Source organism: Halorussus limi (genome assembly GCF_023238205.1).
In the GTDB taxonomy this organism is placed as follows: domain Archaea; phylum Halobacteriota; class Halobacteria; order Halobacteriales; family Haladaptataceae; genus Halorussus; species Halorussus limi.
The window spans coordinates 1-12,418 of the sequence record NZ_CP096659.1 but is presented as its reverse complement, the minus strand read 5'-3'; the positions used below and the strand labels follow the sequence as shown (position 1 = coordinate 12,418).

At 68.2% G+C, this 12,418-nt stretch carries 10 protein-coding genes; 4 read left to right on the top strand and 6 right to left on the bottom strand.

Features of this window, described 5'->3' with window-relative positions; translation table 11 throughout:
- Positions 1–36 precede the first annotated feature (36 nt).
- Together M0R89_RS00050 and M0R89_RS00045 are read right to left on the bottom strand one after the other, a co-directional pair.
- The gene (locus M0R89_RS00050) at positions 37–510 is read right to left on the bottom strand and encodes a hypothetical protein (protein WP_248650523.1); all 474 of its coding nucleotides are present in this window, start codon (positions 508–510) and stop codon (positions 37–39) included.
- Positions 511–570: 60 nt separating this feature from the next.
- A complete protein-coding gene (locus tag M0R89_RS00045) occupies positions 571–1,323 on the bottom strand; it encodes a class I SAM-dependent methyltransferase (protein WP_248650522.1) in 753 nt (250 codons plus the stop codon).
- A gap of 115 nt (positions 1,324–1,438) precedes the next feature.
- On the opposite strand from M0R89_RS00045, the gene M0R89_RS00040 reads away from it, so the two are divergent.
- The 4 genes from M0R89_RS00040 to M0R89_RS00025 all read left to right on the top strand — a co-directional run bounded on the left by M0R89_RS00040 (position 1,439) and on the right by M0R89_RS00025 (position 6,991).
- Entirely contained in the window at positions 1,439–4,291 is a 2,853-nt protein-coding gene (locus M0R89_RS00040) for a DEAD/DEAH box helicase (protein WP_248650521.1), read from the top strand.
- A gap of 107 nt (positions 4,292–4,398) precedes the next feature.
- On the top strand, positions 4,399–5,268 hold the full coding sequence (locus M0R89_RS00035; RefSeq protein WP_248650520.1) for a hypothetical protein: 870 nt from the start codon (positions 4,399–4,401) through the stop codon (positions 5,266–5,268).
- Positions 5,269–5,459: 191 nt separating this feature from the next.
- On the top strand, positions 5,460–6,122 hold the full coding sequence (locus tag M0R89_RS00030; protein ID WP_248650519.1) for a hypothetical protein: 663 nt from the start codon (positions 5,460–5,462) through the stop codon (positions 6,120–6,122).
- Positions 6,123–6,196: 74 nt separating this feature from the next.
- Positions 6,197–6,991, top strand: a complete 795-nt coding sequence (locus M0R89_RS00025) for a YihY/virulence factor BrkB family protein (RefSeq protein ID WP_248650518.1) — start codon at positions 6,197–6,199, stop codon at positions 6,989–6,991.
- Positions 6,992–6,993: 2 nt separating this feature from the next.
- Here the strand turns inward: M0R89_RS00025 and M0R89_RS00020 are convergent, their stop codons facing one another.
- The 4 genes from M0R89_RS00020 to M0R89_RS00005 form a co-directional block, all read right to left on the bottom strand.
- On the bottom strand, positions 6,994–7,878 hold the full coding sequence (locus tag M0R89_RS00020; RefSeq protein WP_248650517.1) for a hypothetical protein: 885 nt from the start codon (positions 7,876–7,878) through the stop codon (positions 6,994–6,996).
- 125 nt (positions 7,879–8,003) lie between these two features.
- Complete coding sequence (locus M0R89_RS00015; RefSeq protein ID WP_248650516.1) at positions 8,004–9,251, bottom strand: CBS domain-containing protein; 1,248 nt, start codon at positions 9,249–9,251, stop codon at positions 8,004–8,006.
- Positions 9,252–9,386: 135 nt separating this feature from the next.
- Entirely contained in the window at positions 9,387–9,968 is a 582-nt protein-coding gene (locus M0R89_RS00010) for a hypothetical protein (RefSeq protein WP_248650515.1), read from the bottom strand.
- Between the two features lie 167 nt (positions 9,969–10,135).
- Positions 10,136–12,355, bottom strand: coding sequence for an AAA family ATPase (locus tag M0R89_RS00005; RefSeq protein WP_248650514.1), 2,220 nt, complete (start codon positions 12,353–12,355; stop codon positions 10,136–10,138).
- Positions 12,356–12,418: the final 63 nt, after the last annotated feature.

Sequence of the window (12,418 nt, the reverse complement as noted above, 5' to 3'; positions counted from 1 at the left end):
ACGACGCTCACCGTTCTGCGGAGGCGTCCGTCTCGCTCACACTTCCCGTTCGCTCGCTTCTTGGACCGCGGCGACGAGTTCGTCTGGCCGCTCGGACCCCACGACCAGCGACGTGCCGCCGGTGCGCTCGAACCGGACGCCGCCGGTCCCGCGCACTGCGTAGGCCGTCCCGCCCGGCGTCCAGCGCAGTCCCCACCCGCCGTAGCGGAGAGGGCTGTAGCCGGTCTCTTGCACGTCCGCGAGGTCCGAGAAGGGCACGCGTTTCGCCGACCGGTGGACCGGAACGAACTTGACGTAGAGTCCGTCGTCGCGGACTTCGGTGTCGAGGCGCGCGACCCGGAGGAAGAGCGCGACCGCTCCGAGCGCCGCGAGTCGGCGGGCGGTCTCGCCGAGGCCGCGCTTCCGGCGCGCGAGGGCGACGAGGTCGGCGAGCGCGCGGAGAGCTAACAGACCCCAGAGCCACGGCTGGTCGAACCACTGTGTCTCTCGGAAGTGAACGTGGGTCTCCATGCAACCGCTTCGACGCTCGCGGAGAAAAACGTTCGCCGGCGGTCGAAGCCTCCGCGGAGTCTACTTCTTCGCGACGTAGTGGGTGTCGCGTTCGAAGAACCGGGCGACGCCGTCTCGTTCGCCGACGACGTCGAGCAACGTGAACCCGCACTTCCGGAGTTGGAGCCACTGGTGGACCGGGTTCGACAGGTAGACCTCCAGTTCCCCGAGCGGAACCGTCTCGAACTTGTATCTGGAGAAGAGTCGCTCGTGGTTCCGCCGCTTCTTGTAGAAGTCGCCGACGTCACCTATCGCGCGTCGGAGGTCGCTGGCCGACAGCGGCACCAGAGGGGACCAACTGTTGTGCGAGGAGAAGGCGACGATTCCGGCGGGTTTCAGGACCCGGTACAGTTCCCTGAGCGCCGCCACTCGCTCGACTTTCGGCAGGAGGTAGTCCAGCCCGTAGTAGGAGAACACGGCGTAGTCGAACGACTCGGCGTCGAACTCGGTGTCCCTCACGTCCTCGACGCGGAACTCGACGTCGGGGAACAGCGACCGCGCCTTCTCGACCAGCGGTTCGCTCACGTCGATGCCGGTCACGTCGAACCCCCGCTCGTGGAGGAGCGAGGAGACCCGGCCGACGCCACAGCCGACGTCCAACACCGACCCCGACGAGTCGGCGAAGTACCGCTCGACTATCTTGCGCTCTTGGGGGAACAGCGTCGGGTCCTCTATTCGGTCGGTGTAGAGTTCGACCGCGTCGTCGGTGGTGAACACGCCGTCGCGTCCGGCGCTCCCGTCGGTACTCGGTTCGGACTCGTTCGTGTCCCGCACTGATTCGACGACGGTACCCGACGCCATAACCACGGTGGCCAGAAACCCCTCTCGGCCGACCTCTCGATATTCGGAGGCGACGCGCTTATCACCCTCTAACAGCTAAAAACGACCAATGAGCGACCAACGGGCCGCGGGTTCTGCGGCCTTCGCACAACTCGGCGAGCAGGTGCGGGCGGCGCTCTCCGAGCGCGGATTCTCGACGCCGACCGAGCCACAGCGCCGGGCCATCCCGCCGCTCGCTCGGGGCGAAGACGCACTGGTCATCGCGCCGACCGGGACGGGCAAGACCGAGACCGCGATGCTGCCGGTGTTCGACGCGATAGCGGAGAATCAGGCCGAGGACGGTCCCCGATTCGGCATCTCGGCGCTGTACGTCACTCCGCTCCGCGCGCTGAACCGGGACATGCGCCAGCGACTGGAGTGGTGGGGCGAGGAACTCGACTTGGACGTGGACGTGCGCCACGGCGACACCACCGACTACCAGCGCCAGAAGCAGGCCAACGACCCGCCCGACGTGCTGGTGACGACGCCGGAGACGCTGCAGGCGATGCTGACCGGGTCGAAGCTTCGGAAGGCCCTCGAAGACGTGCATCACGTCGTGGTAGACGAAGTCCACGAACTCGCCAGCGCCAAGCGCGGCGCGCAACTGACAGTCGGACTGGAGCGTCTGCGCGAACTCGCGGGCGACTTCCAGCGGGTCGGCCTGTCGGCGACGGTCGGCGACCCCGGCGAGGTCGGACGCTTCCTGACCGGCGGCGACGAGTGCGAAATCGTGGAGGTGGACGTAGGGAGCAAGGTCGAGTTCGGGGTCCGCGAACCCGAGATTACCGACGAGGACGAGCGACTCGCGGGCGAACTCGTCACCGACGAGTCGGTCGCCAGCCACGTCCGGGCGATTCTGGAGGTGGTCGAGGACCACGACTCGACGCTGATATTCGTCAACACGCGCCAGACCGCCGAGGCGCTCGGTTCGCGGTTCAAGAAACTCGACGCCAACGTCGGCGTCCACCACGGGTCGCTGTCGAAGGAGGCCAGAATCGACGTGGAAGACCGGTTCAAGGCCGGGAAACTCGACGCCCTGCTCTGTACCTCCTCGATGGAGTTGGGCATCGACGTGGGCCGCATCGACCACGTGGTCCAGTACTCCAGTCCCCGAGAGGTCGCGCGCCTGCTCCAGCGCGTAGGGCGCGCGGGTCACCGGAGCGAGCAGGTCTCTCACGGCACGATACTCACCAAACACCCCGACGACACCCTCGAAGCCCTCGCCATCGCCCGCCGCGCGAAGGACGGCGACGTTGAGGACGCCGAGATTCACGACGGGAGTCTGGACACGGTGGCCAACCAGATAGTCGGTCTCGTGATGGACTTCGGCGACCTCTCGGCGATGCGGGCCTACGACATCGTCACGCGGGCCTACCCCTTCCGGGACCTCTCGAAGTCGCAGTTCAAGGCGGTCTGCCGCGAGTTGAAGGGGAACCGGCTGGTTTGGCTCGACGAGGAGGAGGACCGACTGGAGAAGTCGAGTCAGACGTGGCAGTACTTCTACGCCAACCTCTCGATGATTCCCGACGAGCAGAAGTACACCGTCGAGGACATCGCGTCGGGGTCGCAGGTCGGCACGCTCGACGAGCGGTTCGTCGTCAACTTCGCCCAACCCGGCGAAATCTTCGTCCAACGCGGCGAGATGTGGCGGATTACGGAGGTCGACGACGACGAGGAGACGGTCAAGGTCTCGCCCATCGAGGACCCCGGCGGCGAGATTCCCTCGTGGGTCGGCGAGGAGATTCCGGTGCCCTACGACGTGGCCCAAGAGGTCGGCGAGATGCGCGCCGTCGCGGGACCGCAGTTCGAGCGCGGCGCGCCCCGCGAGGGCGTCGCGAGGGAGTTCACGAACCGCTACCCGACCGACGAGTACACCGCGAGCGAGGCGCTCTCGCAACTCGACCGCCACGCCGAGACCGAGGCCCCGCTCCCGACCGCGGACCGAATCGTCGTCGAACACGCCGCCAACACCGTAGTCGTCAACGCGTGCTTCGGCCACAAGGTCAACGAGACGCTCGGTCGGGTCCTCTCGTCGCTCGTGGGCCAGCGCACGGGGTCGTCGGTCGGACTGGAGGTGGACCCCTACCGCATCGAGTTGGACGTGCCCGCGAAGGTCAACGGCCAAGAGGTCGCGGCGGTCCTCGAAGAGACCGACCCCGACCACGTTGAGGCCATCATCGAGTTGAGCCTCAAGCACTCGGACACGCTCAAGTTCAAACTCTCGCAGGTCGCCGCGAAGTTCGGTGCGCTCCGCAAGTGGGAGGGCAACGCGGGCGGGCCGCAGATAAGCCGCCTGATGGCCGCGCTCGAAGACACGCCGATGTACGACGAGGCGGTCCGCGAGGTGTTCCACGACGACCTCGCGGTCGAGGCCGCCAGCGACGTTCTCCGGCGGGTCCGGGCGGGCGAAATCGAGGTCGTGACTACCGGCGGTCGCACCCCGGTCGGGTCGGGCGGGCGCTCGTCGGGCCGGGAACTGCTCGCGCCCGAGAACGCCGACGCCAGCGTCATCCAGACGGTCAAAGACCGGATTCGCGACGACGAGGTCATCCTGTTGTGCCTCCACTGCGAGGACTGGAAGCGCAAGAAGCCGGTCCGGCGGGTCCGCGACCAGCCGAGTTGTCCCGAGTGCGACTCGACCCGCATCGCGGCGCTCAACCCGTGGGCCGACGAGGTGGTGAAGGCGGTCCGCGCCCCGGAGAAGGACGACGAGCAGGAGAAGATGACCGAGCGCGCCTACAAGGCCGCAAACCTCGTCCAGAGCCACGGCAAGCGGGCGGTCGTCGCGCTGGCGGCCCGCGGCGTCGGCCCGCAGAACGCGGCCCGCATCATCGCCAAGTTGCGCGAGAACGAGGACGACTTCTACCGGGACATCTTGGAACAGGAGCGCCAGTACGCCCGCACCCAGTCGTTCTGGGACTGAGGGGGAACGCTCCGTTACCGCGTCGTAACGCGAATTATCCGGCGCGAGCGCGCCTAAACGGTTGAACGGTCGGAACACTATAACTTCCACTCCGACGGAGTGACGGCATGGTAGACGGCGAATCGCCGCGTCGCCGCGACCTGCTTCGAGCGAGCGCCGCCGCGGGACTGGTCGCGTTCGGATGGTCGGCGAGCGACGTATCGGCGGAAGGGCAGGCGACCACGGACCAGCAGACGACGACAGGCCAGCAGACGACTACGGGAGACTCGGCGAGCGAGTTCGCCTTCAGTTACGGTCTACAACAGGGCGACGTCTTCCGCGTGCAGTCCCGACTGCGCACCCCGGAGGGCGACCCCGTGACCGAGACGATTCCCGCGACCTGTCTCGACGGCGGGCCGCGGGAGTTCTCGACGTTCGTCGTCCGGGCACGGCGAGGCGGAATCCAACTCGGGTACGAGGGACTGTTCGTCGCCCAGCAGGTCTCGGAGACCGCGACCACCGGAACGACGACCGGCGAGGATACGACGACCGCGACGGAGACGACCACTGACGAAACGACCACGACAGAGACGACCACCACGGAGACGACGGGGACGACCGCGCCGGACGAGACGAGTGCGGCGAACGAGACGGCCGCGACAGAGACCTCCGGACCTGCGAACGAGACGACTACCACGACCGACTCCACGGCGACCGAGGCCGCGGTTCAGGACGAGACGACTACGACGACGCCCGGGTCCGATGCCGAGACGACTGCTCCCGCAACCGAGACGACCACTCCGGCAACCGAGACGACGCCGGAGGCCGAGACGACTCCTTCCGAGACCGAAACAACGCCCGGTGGCGAGCGACTCACGGTGCGGGTCGGAGAGTGGTACCGAGTCGCGTCGATGTCGAAATGCGATAGCCTCTCGCAGTTGGTTCTCGAACCGACTGAACCGCCGACGACCGCGCTCGAACCCGCCGACTCTCGCTGAACGCGACCGCGCGACCGGTCGCGGGCGCGGTCCGGTGCGCCCGAGGCAACCCGTTCTCCGGGGACTACCTCACGGCTTTTCGGTCGTAATCGAGATTTCCTCGGCGTAACGCGGATTCCCCGACGTTATGTCCCGACTCCCCGCGTGAACGGCCGCCGCGGTATAAGTCGAGCGACGGCGGGCGTCCGGGCATGGCGGACGACAGCAACTCACCACGACGACGCGACCTGCTCAAAGCCGGTGCGACCGCGGGCCTGCTCGGAGTCGCGGGCCTCTCGCTGAACGGTGCCTCGGCGCAGGAGACGACGACACAGGGGACGACGCAGGCGCAGGGAGAGGGCGGTACGGGCGTCTTCAGTTTCAGCCTCGAAGACGGCGACCTGTTCCGGGTCCGGTTCCGACCGCGCGACCCCTTCGGACAACCGGCCACCGAGTCGGTTCCGGCGGCCTGCCTCGGCGGCCAGTCCGAGGAGTACCAACTGTTCATCGTCCGGACGTTCCGGGCGGACGCCGACGTCGGTTTCCGCGGCCTGCTGGCACCGCAGCAGGCGCTCGCCGAGGACCTGCTTCAGACGACCACCGAGGCGGCCGGGATGACGGAGACGACGCCCGCCGGCGAGACCACCACCGAGGCCGCGATGCAGGACCAGACGACCACCGCGGCGGGTCAGGAGACCACGGCGGCGGGCCAAGCGACGACAACTGCGGCGGGCGGGCAGTTGCCCGAGATACAACTCGGCGCGTGGTACCGCGTGGCCACGGCCGAACCGTGCGACGGCCTGAACCGACTCACCATCGAGGCGGCCGACCCGCCCGAGACGACCCCGGTCCCCGGCGAGACGACGACCCAGTGAGCGGTCCGCGCGGGCGAGAACGCCGACTCCGGCCGTGTCTCCTTTACTGTTGGCCGGCGTGTCCCGTTACACTCATGGCAACCTCCCGGAGTCGCGTCAGACGCGTCTTCGACGTCGCCCGCGACCGGAACGTCACGTTTCTGGCAGCGAGCGTCGCCTACTACGCCTTCGTCTCGCTGATTCCGCTGGCGCTGCTGGTCGTCGTCCTCGGTAGCGTCGTCGGCGGGCGGGCCTTCGCCAACTTGGTCGTCCAACAGGTCGCGGGTTCGCTGTCCGCGTCGGGCGAGCGCGTCCTCCAGCGAGCGCTCACCAACTCGACCGGACGAACCGGCGCGGGACTCGTCGGGGTCGTCACCGTGGCGTGGAGCGCGTTCAAACTGTTTCGCGGCCTCGACATCGCGTTCGCTGAGGCGTACGGCACCGAGCGCGACCTCTCGCTCGCCAGACAACTCGTGGACGGCGCGGTGACTATCGGTCTGGTCGGCCTCGCGGTCGGTCTGGTGGTCGCGGTCGGGTACGCCCTGCGGTCGCCTTCCGTGGTCGTGGACGTGCCTTACCGGAACGTCCTCGGCAATCTGGCGCTGGCCGCGGCCCTCGTCGTCGCGTTCCTGCCGCTGTACTACGTCATGCCGCCGGTCGAGATGACCGTCCGCGAGGCGGTGCCCGGCGCGGTCGTCGCAGGGGTCGGGTGGGTCGTCCTCCACGCTCTCTTCCAACTCTACCTCTCCAACGCCGCGCGGTATCAGGCCTACGGCGTCATCGGCGCGGTGTTGCTCCTGCTGACGTGGCTCTACTTCGCGGGCGCTGTCGTCCTCGTCGGCGCGGTGGTGAACTCGGTCCTCGGCGGTCGGATTCGGCTGTCGGGGTAGGGCTACCGCTCCGTTCGCGCCACCTCGACGGTCTCGTCCATGCTCTCGTGGACGACGACGACCGCCGCCGGGAGCGCGTGGTCGAAGTTCACGGTCGCCTCGTAGGGAACCTCGCCGATGCACTGGGTCCCGACCGTCGAACCGCTTCCGGCGTCGCGGACCCGGACGGTCAGCGCGTCGCTGTCCCGGTCGTAGGTCGCGGCGGCGAGTTCGAGGTCGGACTGGGGCGTCGGCGTCTTCACTCTCCCGTCGACTCGGACCGCCTCGCCCTCGAACGCGACGGTCGCGCTGTGGGCCTTGCCGCACTCGCCGGTTCCCACAGAGAGCGCGCTGTCGGCGACGCTCGGGCCGGGACACGCCATCGCGGTGGACATCGACATCGACTCGACCCGACCGTCGGGCATGACGCCAACGTCGGTTCCGGCCTGATTGCAGTCGAACTGGCTCCGCTCGATGCTGACGGTGGTGGTCTCGCCGTCGGCGAGACCCACCGTAACGTCGTAGTCGGCGGGTTCGTTCAGCGCGAGTTCGAGGTAGGCGTCGGCCGCGAACTCCACGGTCCGGTCGACCAGAATCGTCGCGCTCTTCGCGACCTGCACGTCGATTCTCCGGGCCTCCTCGGCGGCGTTCCAGACGCGCACGCCGCGGGACCGGTTGTTGTCGGGGAAGGCGACCGACTCGCGGTCGCCGACCGAAATCGTCCGGAACGGGTCGTCGTCGGCGGACCGGACGCCGGAGAACTTCTCGGAGTCCGTGGTCGTCTCGGAGTCGGTAGTCGTATCGGTCTCGTCGGGGTTCGACCCGCTCGCAGAACTGCCCACACAGCCGGCGAGACCGGCCACGGCCGTTACCGCGCTACCGCGATGGAGGAACTCGCGTCGGTTCATACCTCCCCGTTTCGGGGGCATTTCAAAGGAGCTTCCGTAAGCTCAAACCGCTTTTTTACATATCTCGAACGCGCGATATCGGTCGCCGATTCGGGACGGTCGTCGGCCGACGCGCCCCGACTCGCCTACTCCTCGGCCGCTTCGCCGACGCTCCACCACTGGAGTAGTTCCGCAGTCCGCTCGTGCTCGTTTTTCATCTGGCTTCTGGGCGACTTCCGCTCTTTGTCCGACAGCGTGTTCTCTTCGAGGATGTCCGCGGCCTCGTCGAACGACGCCCGCGCGCCGTACCCTTCGCCGGTGCCGGAGAACAGTCCCTCGTCGGTGAACAGCCGAATCGTCGCCTGCAGGAGCGGGGTGCCCCGGAGTTTCTCCTTGTGGCGGTGGAACACCACGTTGGCTTCGAGCACGTCCATCTTCTGGTACTTCCCGTCTATCTCCTCGATGCGGTCGGCGACGTCCTCGCGCGAGAGGTCGTCCATGAGGTCGACGCCGAACACCTGCACGTCGTACGTCTCGTCCTCGGTCCAGGTCAGCGCCCGGAGCAGGTCGGTCTCGGTCACGATGCCCGCGGGTTCGGAGAACTCCTCGGGCACGACGACCAGCGACGAGTAGTTCTTCTCCAGCATCGCGTCGAGCGCCTCGTCGAGTCCCGCGTCGGGCGTGATGGTGGCGACCGGCGAGTTCATCACGTCGCGGGCCGGCAGGTCCAGCAGGCGGGCCTCGAACCCCGAGCGTTCGCCCCACCCGCCGTGGGTGCGGCCCTGACTCTTGGAGACGCCGCCGCCGAACGAGTCGGTGGCGTCGCTGTTCCCGCCCTGCTCTTGCTTGTTCTTCCGGGTCGTGAAGTCCACGAGGTCGAAGAGGCTTATCATGCCGACCGCCTCGCCGTCGTCCACGACCGGGACGCGGGTGAACCTGTGAGTCCGAATCAGGTTGATGACCTCGCCGAGATTATCGTCGGGGTCGACCGTGAGCAGTTCCGACGTGTACACGTCGGACACGTCGAGCGCGGCGAGGTTGTCGTGAACCATCTCCAAGAGGCCGGTCGCCGTCACGACTCCCTGGAACACGCCGTCTTCGAACACCGGGAGCAGTTTCACCCCGTTCTCGACCATCAGTCGCGCTGTCTCGCGCACGTCCTCGGTCCGCTCTATCTTGGGCGGTTGTCGCACCACCGACTGGGCCTTCGAGTCGGGGTTGCGGTGCGAACTCACCAGTTCCTTGCGAGTGACCAGTCCGTCGAACTTCCCCTCGCCGCGAACGATGATGGCGTCGAGGCCTCGGTCCTCGTCGAACAGTCCTCGGAGCTTTCCCAGTCTCGTGCCGGGATTCACGTCCACGTATTCGGTCGTAACCGCATCGGAGATATCCATTCATTCCCCACCACCTCACGTTAGCCGGTAGCCATGCTTGAACCTTGTTCCCGAACCGCCGCCCACCGACTTCCGCAAACCGCCGACCGACTCCCGCGAGCGGCCGACCGATTTCCCTGAATCGCCGGCGACCGTCTACCGCGAACCGACTTTCACGGGCGATAGCGACCCGAGCAGGCTCGCGGTCCCGGTCGCCAGCACGAACAGCCACGCGCCGGTCACCGCGAGACCGGCGAGGACGACGCCGAGTTGGAACGCCAGCGAGGGTTCGCGCCCGAGCGCGTTCCCGACCATCGTCATCGCGGCGTAGGCAATCACGACCGGGAGGCCGACGACGAGTCCGACCGGCGTCAGCGCGAGGTCGAGCCACCCCGGAATCGTCGTCGCGGCCGACGCGAGCAGGTACGTCACGAGACCGCCGAAGTAGACGCCGAGGACCGCGAGCGTGGAGTCGCCGGGCCGGAGCGCGAGGCGGGCGAGGGCCGACCGCTCGACCAGCGCACTCTCGTCTGCGACCGCGAGCGCGCCGCTGGCGACGAGATACCCCGCCGCCAGTCCCGCCGCGGCGTAGCCGAGGTGGGCGAGTTCCAGACACGTCCGGCCCGGCGGGCAGCCGATTCTGGCGTCCCGATAGACCAGATACAGCGTCGGGACTGCGAGGACGAGCAGGGGGAGCGCGAGTCCCCTTCGCGGTCGGAGAGCGGTAGTCGCGTTCACGCCGCGTGATACCACGAGCGGTAAGGTAAAGGCCGGCGCTCAGTACCGGACGAGCTTCGTCGCCTCGCCGTCGTGGTCGAGTTCCTACGGGGTGTCGCACTGCGCTGAAAACAGTTCGGCTGGCTGAAACGGCGCGCAGTCGGGCGAACCGACTCGGCTTGCTCTCCTCAGTTTACCGACGGTCGGACCTTCTCGACGGCGGCGTCGAAGTGCTTCCTGCCGATTTCTATCTCGTCGGCGTTCTCGTCGGCCTGTTCGACGCCCCACGCCTCGGCGGCCTCCCGAATCGCCCGCATCGAGGCGTCGCGGACGACCGCCTCCAAATCTGCACCGGTGTACCCCTCCAACTCGGCGGCGAGTTCGTCCAAGTCCACGTCGTCGCCGAGCGGTTTGTCGTCGGCGTGGACCGAGAGAATCGCGCGGCGGCCCGCCTCGTCGGGCGCGGGCACCTCGATTTGCTCCTCGAACCGGCCGGGTCGAAGGAGCGCGCGGTCCAGCGCGTCCCGGCGGTTGGTCGCGGCCAGCACGACCAGATTGGGGTTCTCCGTGAGACCGTCCATCTCGGTCAGCAGTTGGGAGACCACGCGCTCGGAGACCTCCGCGCCGCCGCCCATCCCGGACCCGCGCTCGCCCGCGATGGAGTCTATCTCGTCGAAGAACACGATTGCGGGACTCGCCTGTCGGGCGCGGTCGAATATCTCCCGGACCGCCTTCTCGGACTCGCCGACGTAGCGGTCGAGCAGTTCCGGGCCGTCGACGTGGATGAAGTTTACGTCGCTCTCGCCCGCCAAGGCCCGCGCGAGGAGGGTTTTCCCGGTGCCGGGCGGACCGTGTAGAAGGATGCCCGCCGGCGGTTCGGTGTTGGTCTGCTCGAAGAGATTGCGATACGCCAGCGGCCACTCGACGGCCTCGGTCAGCGTCTGCTTGGCCTCCTCCAAGTCGCCGACCGCGGAGAAGTCGATTTCGGGCGACTCGGCGACGAACTCCCGCATCGCCGAGGGGTCCACCGAGGCCATCGCCGTCTCGAAGTCCTCGCGGGTGACTTCGACCTCCATCAGGGCCTCCTCGTCGGCCCCGGCGTCGCGCGCCCGCCGGAGCGCCGCCATCGCGGCCTCGGTCGAGAGCGCGTGGAGGTCCGCGCCGACGAACCCGTGGGTGCTGGCCGCGAGTCTGTCGAGGTCGGCGTCGTCGGCCAGCGGCATCCCGCGGGTGTGTACGTCGAGAATCTCGCGGCGGCCCGCCTCGCCGGGCACCCCGATTTCTATCTCGCGGTCGAACCGCCCGCCCCGGCGGAGCGCCGGGTCGATGGCGTCCACCCGGTTGGTCGCGCCGATGACCACGACCTCGCCCCGGGACTCCAGTCCGTCCATCAGCGAGAGCATCTGGGCGACGACGCGGTTCTCCACGTCGCTGTCCTCGTCGCGTTCGCCCGCGATGGCGTCTATCTCGTCGAAGAACACGATGGTCGGGGCGTTCTCGCGGGCCTGCTCGAACACCTCCCGCAGGCGCTCCTCGCTCTCGCCCTTGTACTTGCTCATTATTTCGGGACCCGAGACCGTGACGAAGTGGGCGTCCACCTCGTTGGCGACCGCCTTCGCTATCATCGTCTTCCCGGTGCCGGGCGGGCCGTACAGCAGGACGCCCTTGGGCGGGTCGATGCCGAGTCGCCGGAACAGCGCGGGGTTCGAGAGGGGGAGTTCGACCATCTCGCGGACCCGCCGGAGTTCCTCTTCGAGGCCGCCGATGTCCTCGTAGGTCGCGCCCGTGGGTTTCTGAGGGGTCTGGTCGCCGTCGTCGCCGTCGCCGCCGTCGCCGCCGATAGGTATCGAGACGCTTCCCGACCCGGACCCGACGTTCGGCCGCGACCCGCCGGACCCGCCCGACACCGCTACCGTGACGTCGGTGTCGTCGGTCACGCGGACCACGCCGTCGGGGTCGGTGCCCCCGACGTGGAACGTCCCGGCGTCGCCGAGGCGTTCGATGCGGACGCGCTCGCCCTCCTTGACCGGTCGGTCCCGGAGCGTGCGCTTGAGCGCCGCTTCGAGCGTCTCGCGGTCGTCCTCGTCGAACGTCGCGGTCGGCGCGAGCGCGACCGATTCGGCGTCCGCCACCGAAATCTGGCGGACGGTCACGGTGTCGCCGATGCTGACTCCGGCGTTGGCCCGCGTCTCGCCGTCCACTTGGAGGACGCCGCGCTGAACGTCGGTGCCCGCCGGCCACACCTTGACCACGGTGTCGCGTTCGCCCTCTACGACGACGGTGTCGCCGCTGAGGACGCCGAGCGCCGACCGGGCCGACTCGGGGATTCGTGCGATTCCCCGGCCCGCGTCGCGCTTCTCTGCGCCCTGTACGGTGAGTTCGACTGCGGCCGAACCCTTCGCGTTCATGACACACTCTCGTCGCTCGTCCGTATTGAGGGTTCCCCTACCGAGAGCGGTGACGCTCGGCGC

Excerpts from the sequence above, each read along its gene's own strand:
- M0R89_RS00050 (WP_248650523.1), bottom strand. The coding sequence starts at position 510 with ATGGAGACCCACGTTCACTTCCGAGAGACACAGTGGTTCGACCAGCCG.
- M0R89_RS00040 (WP_248650521.1), top strand. The coding sequence starts at position 1,439 with ATGAGCGACCAACGGGCCGCGGGTTCTGCGGCCTTCGCACAACTCGGC.
- M0R89_RS00035 (WP_248650520.1), top strand. The coding sequence starts at position 4,399 with ATGGTAGACGGCGAATCGCCGCGTCGCCGCGACCTGCTTCGAGCGAGC.
- M0R89_RS00030 (WP_248650519.1), top strand. The coding sequence starts at position 5,460 with ATGGCGGACGACAGCAACTCACCACGACGACGCGACCTGCTCAAAGCC.
- M0R89_RS00025 (WP_248650518.1), top strand. The coding sequence starts at position 6,197 with ATGGCAACCTCCCGGAGTCGCGTCAGACGCGTCTTCGACGTCGCCCGC.
- M0R89_RS00020 (WP_248650517.1), bottom strand. The coding sequence starts at position 7,878 with ATGAACCGACGCGAGTTCCTCCATCGCGGTAGCGCGGTAACGGCCGTG.
- M0R89_RS00015 (WP_248650516.1), bottom strand. The coding sequence starts at position 9,251 with ATGGATATCTCCGATGCGGTTACGACCGAATACGTGGACGTGAATCCC.
- M0R89_RS00005 (WP_248650514.1), bottom strand. The coding sequence starts at position 12,355 with ATGAACGCGAAGGGTTCGGCCGCAGTCGAACTCACCGTACAGGGCGCA.